Annotated in this window: 15 protein-coding genes; 4 read left to right on the top strand and 11 right to left on the bottom strand. The window is 69.3% G+C overall.

What is annotated here, in order from left to right:
- Window positions 1-17: 17 nt before the first annotated feature.
- The 3 genes from LGN17_RS13375 to LGN17_RS13365 all read right to left on the bottom strand — a co-directional run bounded on the left by LGN17_RS13375 (window position 18) and on the right by LGN17_RS13365 (window position 3,212).
- The gene (locus tag LGN17_RS13375; protein WP_226197231.1) at window positions 18-1,157 is read right to left on the bottom strand and encodes a porin; all 1,140 of its coding nucleotides are present in this window, start codon (window positions 1,155-1,157) and stop codon (window positions 18-20) included.
- Window positions 1,158-1,224: 67 nt separating this feature from the next.
- On the bottom strand, window positions 1,225-2,430 hold the full coding sequence (gene mhpT, locus LGN17_RS13370) for a 3-(3-hydroxy-phenyl)propionate transporter MhpT (RefSeq protein WP_226197230.1): 1,206 nt from the start codon (window positions 2,428-2,430) through the stop codon (window positions 1,225-1,227).
- 287 nt (window positions 2,431-2,717) lie between these two features.
- Window positions 2,718-3,212, bottom strand: coding sequence for a MarR family winged helix-turn-helix transcriptional regulator (locus tag LGN17_RS13365; RefSeq protein WP_226197229.1), 495 nt, complete (start codon window positions 3,210-3,212; stop codon window positions 2,718-2,720).
- A 257-nt stretch (window positions 3,213-3,469) separates the two neighbouring features.
- Between LGN17_RS13365 and LGN17_RS13360 the strand changes: the two genes are divergently transcribed.
- The 3 genes from LGN17_RS13360 (at window position 3,470) to LGN17_RS13350 (ending at window position 6,434) form a co-directional block, all read left to right on the top strand.
- Window positions 3,470-4,237 carry a GntR family transcriptional regulator gene (locus tag LGN17_RS13360; RefSeq protein WP_226197228.1) on the top strand — a complete coding sequence of 256 codons (768 nt, stop codon included), beginning with the start codon at window positions 3,470-3,472 and terminating at the stop codon, window positions 4,235-4,237.
- 86 nt (window positions 4,238-4,323) lie between these two features.
- Window positions 4,324-5,367, top strand: coding sequence for an aromatic ring-hydroxylating oxygenase subunit alpha (locus LGN17_RS13355; protein ID WP_226197227.1), 1,044 nt, complete (start codon window positions 4,324-4,326; stop codon window positions 5,365-5,367).
- Between the two features lie 56 nt (window positions 5,368-5,423).
- Window positions 5,424-6,434 (top strand): PDR/VanB family oxidoreductase, encoded by a 1,011-nt coding sequence (locus LGN17_RS13350; protein WP_226197226.1) that lies wholly within the window; start codon window positions 5,424-5,426, stop codon window positions 6,432-6,434.
- A 40-nt stretch (window positions 6,435-6,474) separates the two neighbouring features.
- On the opposite strand, the gene LGN17_RS13345 is transcribed toward LGN17_RS13350, so the two are convergent.
- The 4 genes from LGN17_RS13345 to LGN17_RS13330 all read right to left on the bottom strand — a co-directional run bounded on the left by LGN17_RS13345 (window position 6,475) and on the right by LGN17_RS13330 (window position 11,180).
- Complete coding sequence (locus LGN17_RS13345) at window positions 6,475-6,852, bottom strand: acyl-CoA dehydrogenase (RefSeq protein ID WP_226197225.1); 378 nt, start codon at window positions 6,850-6,852, stop codon at window positions 6,475-6,477.
- 10 nt (window positions 6,853-6,862) lie between these two features.
- Complete coding sequence (locus tag LGN17_RS13340; RefSeq protein ID WP_226197224.1) at window positions 6,863-8,767, bottom strand: feruloyl-CoA synthase; 1,905 nt, start codon at window positions 8,765-8,767, stop codon at window positions 6,863-6,865.
- 91 nt (window positions 8,768-8,858) lie between these two features.
- Window positions 8,859-10,310 carry an aldehyde dehydrogenase gene (locus tag LGN17_RS13335; protein WP_065503348.1) on the bottom strand — a complete coding sequence of 484 codons (1,452 nt, stop codon included), beginning with the start codon at window positions 10,308-10,310 and terminating at the stop codon, window positions 8,859-8,861.
- Between the two features lie 42 nt (window positions 10,311-10,352).
- Window positions 10,353-11,180, bottom strand: a complete 828-nt coding sequence (locus LGN17_RS13330) for a p-hydroxycinnamoyl CoA hydratase/lyase (RefSeq protein WP_226197223.1) — start codon at window positions 11,178-11,180, stop codon at window positions 10,353-10,355.
- A gap of 170 nt (window positions 11,181-11,350) precedes the next feature.
- On the opposite strand from LGN17_RS13330, the gene LGN17_RS13325 reads away from it, so the two are divergent.
- Window positions 11,351-12,244: an amidohydrolase family protein gene (locus LGN17_RS13325; RefSeq protein ID WP_226197222.1), complete on the top strand. Its 894-nt coding sequence runs from the start codon at window positions 11,351-11,353 to the stop codon at window positions 12,242-12,244.
- 103 nt (window positions 12,245-12,347) lie between these two features.
- Here LGN17_RS13325 and LGN17_RS13320 read toward each other — a convergent pair whose 3' ends face one another.
- Genes LGN17_RS13320 through LGN17_RS13305 form a run of 4 tightly spaced genes read right to left on the bottom strand, consistent with a single transcriptional unit; the run spans window position 12,348 to window position 16,935 of the window.
- Complete coding sequence (locus LGN17_RS13320) at window positions 12,348-13,250, bottom strand: SMP-30/gluconolactonase/LRE family protein (RefSeq protein WP_226197221.1); 903 nt, start codon at window positions 13,248-13,250, stop codon at window positions 12,348-12,350.
- A gap of 45 nt (window positions 13,251-13,295) precedes the next feature.
- Window positions 13,296-14,315: an L-arabinose ABC transporter permease AraH gene (araH, locus tag LGN17_RS13315; protein ID WP_226197220.1), complete on the bottom strand. Its 1,020-nt coding sequence runs from the start codon at window positions 14,313-14,315 to the stop codon at window positions 13,296-13,298.
- 33 nt (window positions 14,316-14,348) lie between these two features.
- Window positions 14,349-15,908, bottom strand: a complete 1,560-nt coding sequence (gene araG, locus LGN17_RS13310) for an L-arabinose ABC transporter ATP-binding protein AraG (protein WP_226197219.1) — start codon at window positions 15,906-15,908, stop codon at window positions 14,349-14,351.
- A gap of 22 nt (window positions 15,909-15,930) precedes the next feature.
- Window positions 15,931-16,935 (bottom strand): arabinose ABC transporter substrate-binding protein, encoded by a 1,005-nt coding sequence (locus LGN17_RS13305; protein WP_226197218.1) that lies wholly within the window; start codon window positions 16,933-16,935, stop codon window positions 15,931-15,933.
- Window positions 16,936-16,977 lie beyond the last annotated feature (42 nt).

Below are 16,977 nucleotides of genomic sequence, written 5' to 3'. Positions count from 1 at the left end.
TTCGTCAGACTGCCGGATCAGAACATGTGCCGGACGCCGACCATCGCGCCGAGCTGCCCCATCCCTTCGCCGGGCGTCGTGCCCGGGCCGCCGCCGCTGACCGCGTAGCGCGCATGCGCGCTGTTCCACAGGTACGACGATTGCGCGTAGACGGCCGTGCGCTTGGTCAGCAGATAGGTCGCGCGCAGCGTCGCCATCGTCGCGCGCGTGTCGTGCGCGCTGTTGACGATCCGGTAGCCTTCGCCGTCGACGACGAAATCGGGCTTCACCGCGTACGACGCACCGACGAAGAACAGGTCCGAATGCGCGCCGGGCGCGGCCGGCGAACCGGTCGACACGCTCCGGCCGATCCAACCCGCGCCGATCTTCGCGCCCGCCGCCTGCGCGTAGGCGCTCACGTGCGTGCGCGCGTCCTTGCCGCCGCTGCTCGTGAAGGCGACCGGCGCGACGCCGTCGAAGAAATTCGCGGCCGCGCCGGTGCCGCCGCGCTGCTCCTCGTACGACGCCGCCGCGCCGAAATACGCGCTGTCGTACTTGAGCATCACCGACCAGTTGCGGCACTGGAGCGCATCGCCCGGCACCTGCCCCGCGCACGTGCCCTGCCCCGGCGAGTTGCCGGTGCCCGCGCCGTCGCGGCCGAACGAATACGCGGCGCCGAGCGTCACGCCGCGGTACGTGCCGATGTAGGTCGCCGCGTTGTCGGCGCGCCCGTTCGGCACGTATGCGTCGAACGAGCCGAGCCCGTAGATGTCGGGGCCGATGATGTCCGCGCCCTGCAGCGCGAGGTAGGTCATCGTGTACTGGCGGCCGAACGCGAGCGTGCCGAAGCCGCCCTTCAGCCCGACGAACGCCTGCCGCCCGAACAGCCGGCCGCCCTGCCCGAGGTCGCCGCCGCGCACGTTGAAGCCGCTCTCGAGCGTGAAGACCGCCTGGTAGCCGCCGCCGAGATCCTCCGCGCCGCGCAGCCCCCAGCGCGACGGCAGTTCGCCGGTCACGGCCGGCATCCGCACCACGTGGTCGCCGGCCGCGTTCGCGTGCGACACGAACTCGACGCCCGTGTCGATGATCCCGTACAGCGTCACGCTCGATTGCGCGTGCGCGCCGGTCGAGGCCAGCGCGCATGCGCCGGCCGCCAGCAAGGCTTTGGTGTGCTTCATTGTTAGTGTCTCCAGACCTGTGTCGATATCGCGCTCTGCCGGCGCTCGTGGGTGAAAGTAAAGAAACTCAGTCGTGTGCCTGCGGCCTGCGGATCAGCACCAGCGCCGCGACGGCGGCGACCAGCGTGACGGGGATGCTCGCGCCGATCACGACCGACGCGCTGCGGCCCATCGCGAGCAGCTCGGCGGCCGCGAGCGGGCCGACCACGGAGCCGAGCCGGCCCACCGCGACCGCCGAGCCGACGCCGGTGCCGCGCATCGCGGTCGGGTAGTAGATCGCGGCGAGCGCATACAGCACCGACTGGCCGCCGACGACGAACATCCCGGCCGCGAACGCGGCGGCGGACAGCCATACGAGGCCCGGCGCGATGGCGAGCGCGGCGAGCGACAGCACGATCCCCGCGTACATGCCGCCGACGACCCGCGACGGCCGCATCCGGTCCATCGACATGCCGATGCCGAGCACGCCGAGGCCGCTGCCGATGTTGAAGAAGATCTGCACGATGCCCGCCTGGCTGCGTGCGAGCCCCTTCGCGGCCATCAGCGACGGCAGCCAGTTCAGCAGGAAATACAGCACGATCAGCGTGCAGAAATAGCTGAGCCAGAGCGCCAGCGTCGTGCCGGTGCGCGAGCCGCCGAACAGCGTGTGCGCGACGCCCGGACGCGCGCCGCCCGATGCGCTGACGTCGAGGAACGCGCGCGATTCCGGCAGCAGCGCGAGCAGCAGCGGGGCAAGCAGCAGCGGCCCGATGCCGCCGACGTAGAAGATGTGCCGCCACTCGGTGTCGCCGGCCAGCAGCACGCCGATCAACGACGCGATCACGCCGCCGAACGGAATCCCGCAGTACATCACGGCCACCGCGCTGCTGCGCGAGCGCGAGTCGACCGCTTCGGACGACAGCGCAATGAGGTTCGGCATCGCACCGCCGAGGCCGAGGCCGGTCAGCGCGCGCACGGCGACCAGCATCGCGAAGCTCGACACCTGCGCGGTCGCGATCGACAGCAGCCCGAACAGGCAGACCGACGCGATCAGCACGTGCTTGCGGCCGATCCGGTCGGCGAGCCAGCCGCCGAGCATCGCGCCCGGCAGCAGGCCGAACGTGCCGGCGCTGAACGCGAGCCCCATCTGCGAAACCGTGAGGCCGAACTCGTGAGCCATGCGCGGCGCGGCAACGCCGACCGACTGCAGGTCGAGCCCCTCGAGCAGCGCGATCGCGAAACACAAACCGAGCGTCGTCGCGACGGCCGGCCTCTCGGCAACGGAAGTGTCCATGTCGTCTCCAAACCTTGTACTGCGCGTCATGCCGGGACGCATGCGCGGCGTCTTTGTCGTGATCGGACCATGCATCAGCAATTATCAGGTAGCCTGATTCATTGTCCGAAATAAAATCCGCTCGACCAGCCGGTCATGCGGACCGTCATCCCATCGAAGGACGGGACGATTTAATAACAGGTAACCTGATATTTCAAGTGTGCGGTGCGCCGGTGTTAACCCGCAACGCGCGCGGAAGCCGCGCCGGGCAAGGCCGTGCGGAACGACGAAGGAAGCGAACGTGCGGTTCAGTCGCGCAGGTTGCGCACGAACAGTTCGAGCGTGCGCTGGACCTGCGCGGCGTCGGCGGCGGTGAGGTCGTCGCCGAGCATCCGGCGCTCGAGCGGCCGCAGCACCCGTTCGCATTCGCGCAGGATCGCCGAACCTTCGTCGGTCAGGCGCAGCAGGATCACGCGGCCATGGTTCGGATCGGCCTCGCGCGTGACGAAACCTCGCGCCGCCATCGCGACCATCACCTCGTTGGCGGATTGCGGCGTGATGAACGAGCGCACCGCGAGCTGCGCATTGGACAGCGCGCCGCGCGCCTCGAGCACCGACAGCGCCGTGTATTGCGCGAGCGTCACGCCGAGCGGGGCGAGCGCATCGCTCATCTGGCGGCGCAGCAGCCGATCGAGATTGCCGATCAGGTAGGTCAGCCGCTGCTGGGCACGCATGGGCGGCCTGGCCTCGGTGGTACGGGCAGCGCGTTTCGCGCCGGCCGGTTTGACGGGAGTCGAACTCATGAAGGTGTCGGGAGGAATATCGCGGGCCATCTTACCTCACGCGGCCCGCATGGCGGACAGGCTCGCATCGCCCGCTTCGTGGCGGCCGGCGCACTGTATACAACATGAGTCCGACCAACCGGTTTCGCTCGTGGTTTACCCGCTGATCTGCACGATTCCGCTTGAACGCACGGCAGCAATGTATACAATTTTATCAAGTAACCTGATAACCACGCACGCCTGCCCCGGCAATGCGGCACCGCCCCCCGATATCCGCCATGACCGACCTCGACGCTCCGACTTCCGACACCCGCGCCGCTTCCCCGTCGCAAACGGTCCGCACGCTGCTCGGCCTGCGCGAACTCATCGTCGGCGGAGAACTCGCGCCCGGCGCACGCATTTCCGAACTGTGGGTCGTCGAGCGGCTCGGCGTATCGCGCACGCCGGTTCGTGCGGCGCTGATCCGGCTCCAGGAGGAAGGGCTGGTCGAGCCGATTTCGACCGGCGGGTTTGCGGTGCGCGCGTTTTCGGCGCGCGAGATCGGCGACGCGATCGAACTGCGCGGCACGCTCGAAGGGCTCGCCGCGCGGTTCGCGGCCGAACGCGGCGTGCCGCCGTCGATGCTGCACGGCCTGCACGCGTGCGCCGACGAGATCGACGTGCTGCTCGCCGGCCCGCTGACCGACGACACGTTCTCGCGCTATGTCGACGCGAATGCCCGCTTTCACGGGCTGCTCGCGGCCGCGGCCGGCAGCGACGTCGTCGCGCGGCAGATCGACAAGGTCGCGACGTTGCCGTTCGCGTCCGCGAGTGCGTTCGTCGTCGTGCAGTCGCTCGATCCGCGTGCGCGCGAAACGCTGATCGTCGCGCAAGCCCAGCATCGCGCGGTGCTCGACGCGATCGAACGCCGCCAGGGCGCGCGCGCCGAAGCGCTGATGCGCGAACACGCGCAGATCGCGCACGACAACCTGCGGCGCGTGCTCGACAGCCAGCGCGCGATGACGAAGCTCAAGGGCGGCAACCTGATTCGCCGCGACGCCGGCTGACCGGCGCGCGGCACCTTCGCGCGGCGCACGACGCGCCGCTCATCCGACGATCGACACGGCGTGAGGACACGCCATGGAGGAGACGCATGTTCCTGAAAAACGCGTGGTATGTAGCCTGCACGCCGGACGAATTCGCCGGCAAGCCGCTGGGGCGGCAGATTTGCGGCGAACGCATGGTGTTCTTTCGCGACGCGGACGGCGCGGTCGCCGCGCTCGAGGATTTCTGCCCGCACCGCGGCGCGCCGCTGTCGCTCGGCACCGTGCGCGACGGCCGGCTCGTATGCGGCTATCACGGGCTGACGATGGGCGCGGACGGCAAGTGCACGAGCATGCCGTGCCAGCGCGTCGGCGGCATTCCGGCGATCCGCCGCTATCCGGCCGTCGAGCGGCACGGCTTCGTGTGGGTGTGGCCGGGCGACCCGGCCCAGGCCGATCCGGCGACGATCCACCCGCTCCACTGGGCCGACGATCCGGGCTGGGCGTATGGCGGCGGTCTCTATCACATCGACTGCGATTACCGGCTGATGATCGACAACCTGATGGACCTCACGCACGAGACCTACGTGCATGCATCGAGCATCGGGCAGCCGGAGATCGAGGAAGCGCCGCCCGCGACCAAGGTGAACGGCGACACGGTCACGACCAGCCGCTTCATGGAAGGCATCGTGCCGCCGCCGTTCTGGGCCGCCGCGCTGCGCGGCAACGGGCTCGCCGACGACGTGCGCTGCGATCGCTGGCAGATCTGCCATTTCACGCCGCCGAGCCACGTGATGATCGAAGTGGGCGTCGCGCATGCGGGCAAGGGCGGCTATCACGCGGACCCGCGCGACAAGGTGTCGAGCATCGTCGTCGATTTCATCACGCCGGAAACCGAGACGTCGATCTGGTACTTCTGGGGGATGGCGCGCAGCTTCGCGGTGGACGACCGCGCGTTGACGGACACGATCCGCAACGGACAGGGCGCGATCTTCGCCGAGGATCTCGACATGCTCGAAGCGCAGCAGCGCAACCTGCTGCGCTGGCCGGACCGGCCGCTGCTGAAGCTGAACATCGACGCCGGCGGCGTGCAGTCGCGACGCGTGCTCGACCGGCTGATCGACCAGGAGCGCGCCGCCGCGCTGCCGTGCTGACCGCATGCCGCACCGCCGCCGCATGGCGGCGCGGCACGCCTACTTCGCCCTTCCCCATGAAAGTCACGCTCATCCGCAAGCTTCCCGTCGCGACCGACATCTGCGCGTTCGAACTCGCGCCCGCAGACGGCACGGCGCTGCCGCCATTTACGGCCGGCGCGCATATCGACGTCCACGTCGGCGGCTTCGTCCGCCAGTATTCGCTGTGCAACAGCCCGTCGGAGACGGGCGTCTACCGGCTCGGCGTGCTGCGCGAGCCCGCATCGCGCGGCGGCTCGCTCGCGATGCACGCATGCGAGCCCGGCACGACGCTCGACATCAGCGCGCCGCGCAACCACTTCCCGCTCGACCCGCGTGCCGCGCACACCGTGCTGCTCGCGGGCGGCATCGGGATCACGCCGCTGCTCAGCATGGCCGCGCACCTGATCGAGACCGGCCAGTCGTTCGAACTGCATTACTGCGCGCGCGAGCCGGCGCGCGCAGCGTTCCTCGACCGGCTCGACGCGCCCGGGCTCAAGGCCCGCACGCGGCTCTGGTTCGACGACGCGCCGGACGGCCGGCGCATCGATTTCGCGCAGGTGCTCGCGAAGCCCGATGCGGGGACGCACCTGTACGTGTGCGGCCCCGGCGGGTTCATCGGCGCCGTGCTCGCGGCGGCCGCGCAGGCCGGCTGGGATTCGTCGAACGTGCATCGGGAGTATTTCGGCGCGGCCGGCTTAGGTGCGGCCGGCGTAGGCACGGCCGGGACAGGTGCAGTCGGCGTGGACGCCGCAGCCGCCCCGGGCGAAGACGGAGGCGACCGCGCGTTCCAGGTATCGCTCGCGCAATCGGGCCGCGTCGTCGACGTGCCTGCCGGCACGACGATCGTCGAAGCGCTGCGCGGCTGCGGAATCGAGGTGCCGGTGTCGTGCGAGCAAGGCGTGTGCGGCACCTGTCTCACGCGCGTGCTGTCCGGCACGCCCGATCATCGCGACGTCTACCTGACCGACGACGAGCGCGCGGCCAACGATCAGATGCTGCCGTGCTGTTCGCGTGCGGCCACGCCGCTGCTGGTGCTGGATCTGTGAAAGTGCGTGCGGCGCGATGGACGCGCCGCACGCCGCCCGTTCACGCCGGTTGCCGGCTTTGAGCCCCGGCAACCGGCAACGACGCCCGGCACCCGGCCTCGACGAGCGCGAGCCGATGCGCGAACGACGCCAGCGGATAGTCGAAGAAGGAAGCGCCGACCGTGCGCTTGTCCGTGCGGAACGGATCGTCGCACGGCGCGTCGCCACTGTCGAACCGGCAGCCGTCGAGATCGCCGCTCGCGTCGAGCGGCGCGACGCGCCCGGTCACGAAGCGCGTGGCCTCGTCGAGCACCTGTTGCGCGATCGACGCATCGAGGTCCGTCCATTCGGGCACACGGCGCCACAGCGCCGGTGCGTCGAGCCATTCGTCGATCACGAACAGCATGTCGCGCAGCGGCGCGCGATATCCGGTACTCATCGTGCGCGCCTTACGCGCCGCGCCCCGCGCCGGCGACGATCACGCCCGAGTCGGCCGCATCGTGCGCATACATCGCTTCGACCACCGCCGCGCGCTGCGTCAGCACCGCGCGCTGGTTGATCGACCCCTTGTCGGTGATTTCGCCGAGATCGAGCGACGGCGGCGTGTCGAGCAGGCACAGCCGCGTGATGAATGTCGCGCTGCCGGTCGCATCGCGGTTCAACCGCTGCAACAGGTCCGCAAAGAACGCGCGCACGGCCGGCGCCCGCAGCACGGCGCGCACGTCGGCGTCCGGCCCCGCGCCCGCGAGGCGGCGGCAATCGTCGACGCGCGGGAAGATCATCGCGCCGACGTCGTCGCGGTTCATCCCGGTCACGACCGCGTCCTGCACGTACGGCGCGCCGTTCGACACGATCCGCGCGCGCATCGGCCCGACGCTCACGAAGGTCCCCGTCGACAGCTTGAAATCCTCGGCGATCCGGCCGTCGAACATCAGCCCGATCTCCGGACGCTGCGGGTCGACGAAGCGCACCGCGTCGCCGCTGCGGTAGTAGCCTTCGTCGTCGAACACCTCGCGCGCGTCGTCGCCGCTCGCGCGCCAGTAGCCGGCCATCACGTTCGGGCCGCGAAAGCGCGCCTCGAGCTTGCCGTCGACCGGCACCAGCTTCGCGTCGCAGCCGGGCGCGGGCAGGCCGATGTAGCCGGCGCCCGACATCGGCCCGGTGGTGAACATGCACGACGGCGCGGCCTCGGTCATCCCGAGGCCCGCCATGATCCGGATGCGCTCGCCGCAGTGCGCGAGCGTCACGCGCTCGAGCCGGTCCCACGCGGCCTGCGACAGCCCCGCGCCCGCGAAGAAATACATCTTCACCCGCGAGAAGAAGGTCGCGCGCAGCGCCGCGTCCGTTTCGAGCGCGACGGTCAGCTCCTCCCAGCCTTTCGGCACGTTGAAATACACCGTCGGCGCGATCTCGCGCAGGTTGCGCAGCGTCTCGTCGAACTTGCCGGCGACCGGCTTGCCGTCGTCGATGTACAGCGTGCCGCCGTTGTACAGCGCAATCCCGACGTTGTGGCTGCCGCCGAACGTGTGGTTCCACGGCAGCCAGTCGACCAGTACCGGCGGCTCGATGCCGAATTGCGGAAACGTCTCGAGCAGCATCTGCTGGTTGCTGCACAGCATCCGGTGCGTGGTCGGCACCGCCTTCGGCAGCCGCGTCGACCCGGACGTGAACAGGAACTTGGCGATCGTATCGCCCGTGATCGCCTCGTGCGCGGCATCGACGCTGCCCGGCACGGTGTCGAGCAGCGACGCGAAGCGCGTGACGCCGCGCATCCCGTCCGGCGCCGACACGACCACGCGCTCGACGTCGGGCGGCACCGTCGCATCGAGCGCGGCGCGGAACGCCTCGCCATCGGTGGCGAACACGAGCCCCGGCGTCAGCAGCGCCAGCGCGTGGCGCAGCTTGCCGTAGTCGCTCGACACGAGCGAATACGCGGGCGACAGCGGCGCATACGGAATGCCGGCCCACATCGCGCCGAACGCAACCTGCAGGTGTTCGAGATCGTTGCCGGACAGGATCGCGACCGGCCGCTCGGCCGACAGCCCGCGATCGAGCAGCGCCTGGCCGATCGCGCGCGCGCGTTCGAGCATCTGCGCATAGCTGATGCCGATCCACGCGCCGTCGGGGCCGCGCCGCGCGACGAGCCAGCGGTCCGGGTGCGCTTGCGCACCGCTGACGAGCCGGTCGGTCAGCCGGCGCGGATACGCGCCGAGCGCGGTCGATGCGCGCAGGGTCCAGCAGCCGTCGCGTTGCGCGATGTCGGGCGGTGCCGCACCGATCGCGACGGGGCGGTAGCCGGCGGGGGCGGGCTGCACGGCGGCAGCGCCGTGCAGTTGGGTCGGATCCGCATCCAAGGTCTGTCTCCAGTCGGTTCCGCCGGCGCGCTGGCGGCGCGCGGCGGGAACTTCGTTATGTCGTTGTCGGTGCCGCGGCGCGGCTGCCCGCTCAGATCGGGTAGTGGCGCGGCGCGGTCTGCACGGTGATCCAGCGCAGGTCGGTGAATTCGGCAATCGACGCCTTGCTGCCGAACCGGCCGTAGCCGCTCGCCTTCACGCCGCCGAACGGCATCTGCGCCTCGTCGTGCACGGTCGGGCCGTTGATGTGGCAGATGCCCGACTCGATCCGTTTCGCGACCTGCATCGCGCGTGCGATGTCGCGGCTGAACACCGCGGCCGACAGCCCGTATTCGCTGTCGTTCGCGGCCGCAAGCGCCGCTTCGTCGCCGTCGACGCGCTGCACGGTCACGACCGGCCCGAACGATTCGTCCGCGTAGAGCTTCATGTCGCGCGTGACGCCGTCGACGATCGTCGGCTGCATCACCGCGCCGTCGACTTCGCAGCCGAGCGGCAACGCCGCGCCGTGCGCGCGCGCGTCGGCGACCAGCGCCGCGATGCGCTGCGCGGCCGCCGCGCTTTCCAGCGTACCGAGCACGACACCCGGTGCGGCCGGGTTGCCCGCCTTCAGCGTACGCGCCTTCGCCACGAGCCGTTCGACGAATGCATCGGCGACTGTCCGGTCGACGATCACGCGCTCGGTCGACATGCAGATCTGGCCCTGGTTGAAGAACGCGCCGAACGCGACCGCGTCGACCGCCGCATCGAGATCCGCGTCGTCGAGCACGAGCACCGGCGCCTTGCCGCCGAGTTCGAGCAGCGCCGGCTTCAGGTGCTGCGCGGCGAGCGTCGCGACGATCCGGCCGACGCGCGTCGACCCGGTAAAGTTGACGCGCCGCACCGCCGGGTTCGCAATCAACCGTTCGACGATCGCGGGGGCGTCCTGCGGCGCATGCGTGATCACGTTGACGACACCGTCGCCGAGCCCCGCGTCATGCAGCACGCTGCCGATCAGCCGGTGCACGCCCGGGCAGCCCTCGGACGCCTTCAGCACGACCGTGTTGCCGCACGCGAGCGGCATCGCGAGCGCGCGGGTTGCAAGAATCACCGGTGCGTTCCACGGCGCGATGCCGAGCACGACGCCGCACGGCTGGCGCACCGCCATCGCGAGGCTGCCCGGCACGTCGGACGGGATCACCGCGCCGTCGATCTGCGTCGTCATCGCGGCGGCCTCGCGCAGCATGTTGGCCGCGAGCATCACGTTGAAGCCGTACCAGTTCGCCATCGCGCCGGTTTCGGCACGGCCGATCTCGATGAATTCGCCGGCGCGCGCATCCATCCGGTCGGCCGCCGCGAGCAGCCGCCGGCGGCGCTCGGTCGGCGCGAGCGCCGCCCATGCGGGAAACGCGCGCGCGGCCGCCGCGACCGCGGCATCCGCATCGGCGAGCGTCGCCGCGGCGGCGCGCGACGCCACCTGTCCCGTCGCCGGATCGATCCGGTCGAACGTACCGCCATCCGACGCGCCGCGCGACACGCCGTCGATCAACAAACTCACTTCGTGCATTTCGCTGTCTCCGCTCAGTCCGGTTGCGTGCCGCGTCGCGCGTCAGCGCTTGTATGCCTGCAGGCCCGGCTTGATGCTCTTGTCGTCAAGGAACTGCTTGAGGCCCTGCTCGCGGCCGCCTTCCGGATCGCGATAGTTCGCCTGGTCGAGCTTCGCGTACAGGTAGTCCTCGTTCTGCTCCCACGTCAGTTCGCGGCAGCGCTTGAAGCCGTGCTTCGCGTTGCGGATCACGACCGGATTCTTGTCGAGCAGCTTCGCGGCGAGCGCCAGCACTTCATCGCGCAGTTGCGCACGCGGCACGCTCTTGTTGACGAGCCCCATCTTCGCGGCCTGCTGCCCGGTGAAGGTATCGCCGGTCATGATGTAGTACAGCGCCTCGCGATGCCCGACGGTATCCGCCATCGCCTTGCTGACGAGGTTGCCCGGCGGGATGCCCCAGTTGATCTCCGACAGCCCGAACACGGCTTCGTCGGCCGCGATCGCGAGATCGCACGCGACGAGCGGCGAGAAACCGCCGCCGAAACACCAGCCGTTGACCATCGCGATCGTCGGCTTCGCATACATGCGCAGCAGCTGCCACTGCCAGCGGCTCGCGTCGCGGCGGATCTTTTCCTGCAGGATTTCCGGGCCCGCGTCCACTTCGCGGAAATACTCCTTCAGGTCCATCCCGGCCGTCCAGGCATCGCCCTCGCCGGTCAGCACGAGCACCTGCGCCTCGGCGTCGAGTTCGACCGCTTCCAGCACGTCGATCATCTCCGTGTTCAGCGTCGGGCTCATCGCGTTGCGCTTGTCCGGGCGATTCAGCGACACCCACGCGATCCCGCCTTCGACCGTAACTTTCACCGTTTTCCAGCGACCTTCGTAACTCATCTTCGTTCTCCAATAACCGTGCCGCCCCGTGCGACTCGACGCCAATTTACTATCAGGTAACCTGATATGTAAAGTAGAATGGAAGCGGCTCGGGACAAACCCCTAAACGGGCACGAACGCACGGTTTCGCGCCGCGCGGCGCCTGCCCTTCACGACATGAGGAGACACGCTTGGACGTCCGCAACCTGATCGCCATCGACACGCACGTGCATGCCGAAGTGTCGTGCTGCCAGCCGCCCGACCTGTTCGCGAAGGCATTCGACGACGCGGCCGACAAGTACTTCGGCACGGTGCTGAAGCAGGGCCGCCGGCCGACGATTCCGGAGACAATCGCGTACTACCGCGAGCGCCGCATCGGCTTCGTGATGTTCACCGTCGACTGCGAGACGAACATCGGCCGGCGCCGCATTCCGAACGAGGAAATTGCACAGTTCGCGCAGGAGAACGCCGACGTGATGATCGCGTTCGCGAGCATCGACCCGCACAAGGGCCGCTTCGGCGCGCGCGAGGCGCGCCGCCTGATCGAAGAACACGGCGTGAAGGGTTTCAAGTTCCACCCGACGATGCAGGGGTGCTTTCCGAACGACCGGCTCGCGTATCCGATCTACGAGGTGATCGCCGAATACGGGCTGCCGGCCGTGTTTCACAGCGGCCATTCGGGGATGGGGTCGGGCATGCGCGGCGGCGGCGGGCTGCGTCTGAAGTACTCCGAACCGATCCATCTCGACGACATCGCCGCCGACTTTCCGGACATGAAGATCGTGATCGCGCACCCGTCGTGGCCGTGGCAGGAGCAGGCGCTGTCGATCGCGCTGCACAAGCCGAACGTCTACATCGATCTGTCGGGATGGTCGCCGAAGTATTTCTCGCCGGAGCTGGTCAAGTATGCAAACACGCTGCTCAAGCACAAGGTGCTGTTCGCGTCGGATTTTCCGCTGATCCGGCCGGATCGCTGGCTGGAGGATTTCCACGGCGCCGGGTTCCGGCCCGACGTGCATCCGCTGATCCTGAAGGACAACGCGGTGGCGTTGCTGGGGTTGGGGCTCGACGCGCCGCACGAGTGACGCGCCGAGTGGCGAATGCGCCGATCGTGGCGCGGCGGCAGGCGCGGCTGGCGCGGTCGTGCGACGATGCCGCGCCCGCCGGTCGCTGGCCGCGCCGTGGCGCTCAGGTGGCGCGCTTCGGCGTGAACCGCGCGGTCGGCAGCCCCGCGTGCCGCGTCTGCGCGACGAACACGCCGCCCGCATGCGCATCGCTTGCCAGCGCGTCGTCGCTCAACCCGACGCGCGCGCTCGTCACGTACAGGCGGCCTTCGCCATCGAGCGCCGCGCAACTCGGCTGCGCGGTCGGCACGTCGACGCGCGCCGTCTCGATGCCGTCCGGCCCGTAGCGCACGACCCGCCGCCCGCCCCACTGCGCGTTCCACAGGCCGCCGTCGCGATCGATCGTCGAGCCGTCGGGGTCGCCGTCCGGGTCGGTCAGGCGCGCGAACGGCCGCACGTTCGCGACGTCGCCGCCCGCGCGGTAGTCGCAGACGAAAATCTCGCGCACGAGCGAATCGCAGAAATACATCCTCGAACCGTCCGGCGAGAACGCGATGCTGTTCGCGATCGCCGCCGGCGGCAGCGCGAGCCGTTCGAGCGTGAGATCCGGATTGAGCCGGTAGAACCCGCCGACCGCGCGCGGCGGCTCGCCGCCTTCGTCCTTCATCCCGAACACGAACGCGCCGAACGGGTCGCAGCGCCCGTCGTTCAGCCGCGTCGGCAGATCGGGTTCGACGTCGACGATCCGCGTAAACGCGCCGCTGCGCAGGTCGAAGAACGCGAGGTGCGTCGCGAGCCCGACGAGCAGCACGTCCGGATCGTCGGTCAGCGCGAAACACGCGAGCCGCTCGGGCATCGGCCACGGCGTCAGGCCGGAACCGTCCGCGCGGCATCGCCACAACTGCGCGCCTTCGATGTCCGTCCAGTACAGCGCGTGCGTCGCATCGCACCACGTCGCGCCTTCGCCGAGCGTGTTGCGGCTGTCGGCCAGCAGCATTGCCTGCCCGGTCGGATGAATCTGTTGCATGCCGTCTCCCGATATCTGTCGTGTCCGCAGGCGGCCGCGCTGTCGTCAGATCTTCATCGCGCGCCGCTGGTTGCGACGATACTGGTCGAACAGCACCGCGAGCAACAGAATTCCGCCGCGTATCAGATATTGGTAAAACGTCGGCACGTTCAGCAGGCTCATCGCGTCCTGCACCGCGCCCATGATCAGCACGCCGACCAGCACGCCGGAAATCGTCGCGACGCCGCCCGTCAGCGACACGCCGCCGAGCACGCACGCGGAGATCACGCCGAGTTCGAGCCCGACCGACGTCTTCGGATCGCCGAGGCTCATCCGCGACGCGAGCATCACGCCGGCGAAACCCGTCACGAGCCCCTGCAGCACGAACACGGTGATCTTGATGCGCATCACCGGCAGCCCCGCGAGCAGCGCGGCCTCGCCGTTGCCGCCGACGGCGAGCACGTTCTTGCCGAACACCGTCTTGCGCAGCAGGAAACCGAACACGACGAAGCCGACGATGTTGCTCCAGATCGGATACGAGATGCCGAGGAACGAGCCGGCGCCGAGGTCGAAGAAGCGTTCCTCGGAGATCATCACCGCGTCGCCGTTCGACGTGATGAACGCGAGCCCGCGCACGACTTCCATCATCGCGAGCGTGACGATCAGCGAATTGATCCGGTAGCGCGCGATCAGCACGCCGTTCACGAGCCCGACCGCGCCGCCCGCGAGCACGCCGGCCGCGGCGCCGAACAGCACGCTGTGCGTCGCGGTGATCAGCGTCGACGCGACGACGCCCGAGAACGCGACAATCGACGCGACCGACAGGTCGACCTCGCCGAGCGCGAGCACGAACATCATCGTCACCGCGATCGAGCCGATCAGCGTGACCGACAGCAGCAGGCCCTGGATGTTGCGCGGCGTGAGGAAGTCCGGCACCGTCAGCGACAGCGTCGCGAACAGCACGAGGAACACCATCACGATGCCGGAGCGGTTGATCAGTTGCCACACGCCGCCGCGCGCCCTCATGGGCGCGGCGGCGGCATCGGGGGACGCAGAGGTACGTTGGGGTTGCATTGCCTGGCTCATGTCATTTGCATTCCGGTTGATCGTTGCGGGGCGCTAGCGCGGCAGCGCGAGCTTGATCAGCGCGTCGGGCGTCGCCTGCGCCTTCGCCACCTCGCCCGCGATCCGTCCTTCCTTCATCACGATGATCCGGTCCGACACGCCGATCACCTCGGCGAGGTCGCTTGACACGAGGATCACCGTGCGGCCCGCTTCCGCGAGTTCGTAGAACAGGTTGTAGATTTCCGCACGCGCGCCGACGTCGATGCCGCGCGTCGGCTCGTCCATCAGGAACACGTCGATGCGTTCGGCCAGCCAGCGCGCGAGCACGACCTTCTGCTGGTTGCCGCCCGACAGCGCGCCGATCGGCGTGTCGCCGTCGCGGGTCTTGATCGCGAGCCGCTCGATGTAGCGTTGCGCGAGCTCGCGTTCGCGCCGCGTGTCGAGCAGCATCCGCGCCGGGCTGAAATGCCGGCGCGCGCTGATATTCAGGTTGTCGGCCACCGACGCGATCGCGACGATGCCCTCCTGCTTGCGGTCTTCCGGACACAGCGCGAGGCCGGCGCGTACCGCGTCGCGCGGGCTCCCGAACGCCACCCGCTTCCCGTTCAGCTCGACATGCCCCGCGCTCGGACGCGCGGCGCCGTACAGCAGCTTCATCAGCTCCGAGCGGCCCGCGCCGACGAGCCCGAAGAAGCCGACGATCTCGCCGCGCCGCGCGGTGAACGACACGGGCTCGGACAACCCGGGCCCCGCCAGCCCCTTCGCCTCGATCAGCACATCGCCGGCCGCGCGCGGCCGGTAGCCGTACACGTCCTCGATCGAGCGGCCGACCATGCAGCCGATCAAGCGGTCGCGGTCGAGATCGGCGACCGAATCGAACGTGTCGATGCGGCGGCCGTCGCGAAACACGGTCACGCGGTCGCACAGTTCGTAGACTTCCTCCATCCGGTGCGTGACGTAGATGATCGCGCGGCCTTCGGCGCGCAGCGCGCGGATGATCCGAAACAGCTGCGTGGTCTCGCGCGCCGACAGCGAGCTCGTCGGCTCGTCGAACGCGATCACGCGCGCGTCGCGCATCAACGCCTTGCCGATCTCGATCATCTGGCGCTGGCCGATCGACAGATACTTCACCGGGGTGCCCGGATCGATGTGCTCGCCGAGCCGCTCCAGCGCATCGAGTGCGCGCGCGGCGAGCGTGCGTTCGTCGACCACGCCGAGCCGGCTCGGCAGTTGCCCGAGCATCAGATTCTCCGCGACCGTCAGCTCCGGCACCAGATGCAGCTCCTGGTAGATGATCGCGATGCCGGCCTCGAGCGCCGCACGCGTCGACGCGAAACGCTGCACCGTGCCGTTCAGCGTCAGCGTGCCGGCCTGCGGCTGGTTTACGCCGGACAGCACCTTCAGCAGCGTCGATTTCCCCGCGCCGTTCTCGCCCATCAGCCCGTGCACTTCGCCTGCACGCACCGACAGCGACACGGCGTCGAGCGCGCGCACGCCCGGGAACGTCACCGTGATGCCGTCGAGCGCGAGCAGCGGGGCGCCGCCCGGTGGCGGGGCGTGGGCACCGGCGTCGGCGTTTGCGTGCGTGACGGCCGTCATCGTCTGCATCGTCATCGTTTCCTCGCTCGGCGCCCGCTCAGATGCCAAGCTCGGCGCGCACCGCCTGCCAGTTCGCGCGCGTCATCAGCTTGCCGCTCGTCTGCGTGTCGGGCGGCGGCGTCTTGCCGTTGCGGATCCAGTCGATGAGGTTCTGCGTGCTGTCCTTGCCGTGGTTCGTCGAGCTGACGGCGATCGTCCCGTAGAAGCCGGTCGGCTCCTTCTTCTGGAATTCGGCGAACGCCTCGCCCGCGCCGTTGATGCCGACGCCGATCACGTCCGCCGCCGGGATGTGCAGCTGCTCCGTCGCGCGCACCGCGCCGAGCACGGTTTCCTCGTTCAGCGCGTAGACCACCCACTTCTTCACGTTCGGATGGCGCGCGAGCACGGGTGCTGCCGCGCTGAAGCCGCCTTCGTCGTCGGTCGTCTTCTGCGGCGCATCGAAGATGTTCTCCTTGCGGAAGCCGTTCGCGAGCAGCGCCTGCGTCGCGCCGTCGGTGCGCAGCTTCGCGGTCGGCAGCTCGTAGTTCGTGATCCGCAGCGCGCCGACTTCCTCGGGCTTCCAGCCGCGCCGCTTCATCTCGTCGGCAATGGCCTGGCCGACCTGGTTGCCGATCTTGGTCGCCGACATCCCGAGGTGCGGCACGTTCGGCAGCGGCTTGCCGGTCGAATCGACGAGCTGGTCGTCGACGGTCACGAACTTCATGTTGTAGCGCTTCGCGCGTGCGGCGATCGCCGGGCCGAGGCGCACGTCGGGCGCGCAGATCACGAAGCCCTGTGCGCCTTGCGAGCCGAGGTTGTCGATCGCGGCCAGCACCTTCTCGCCGTCGGGCGTGCCGATCTTCACGACCGAGAAATTCTCCTTCTGGCCGAGCGCGGACGCCGCGTTCTGCTCGTTGATGAACCAGGCCTGCTCGGGCATCTTCACCAGGAAGCCGATCTTCAGCGGCGCGTCGGCGCGCGCGGCGCCCTGCATGCCGAGCGGCGCGATGCAAAGCGCGGCCAGCAGCGCGCGCAGGGTATGGCGGCGAATCGTGCGATTCATGTCGTGTCTCCTTGTATCGACTGGGGTCTTCATCATTCGTCG

The organism is Burkholderia sp. AU30280 (assembly GCF_020420125.1).
Lineage (GTDB): Bacteria > Pseudomonadota > Gammaproteobacteria > Burkholderiales > Burkholderiaceae > Burkholderia.
The sequence above is the reverse complement of the archived record's forward strand: the minus strand, read 5'-3'. Positions and strand labels throughout refer to the sequence as shown.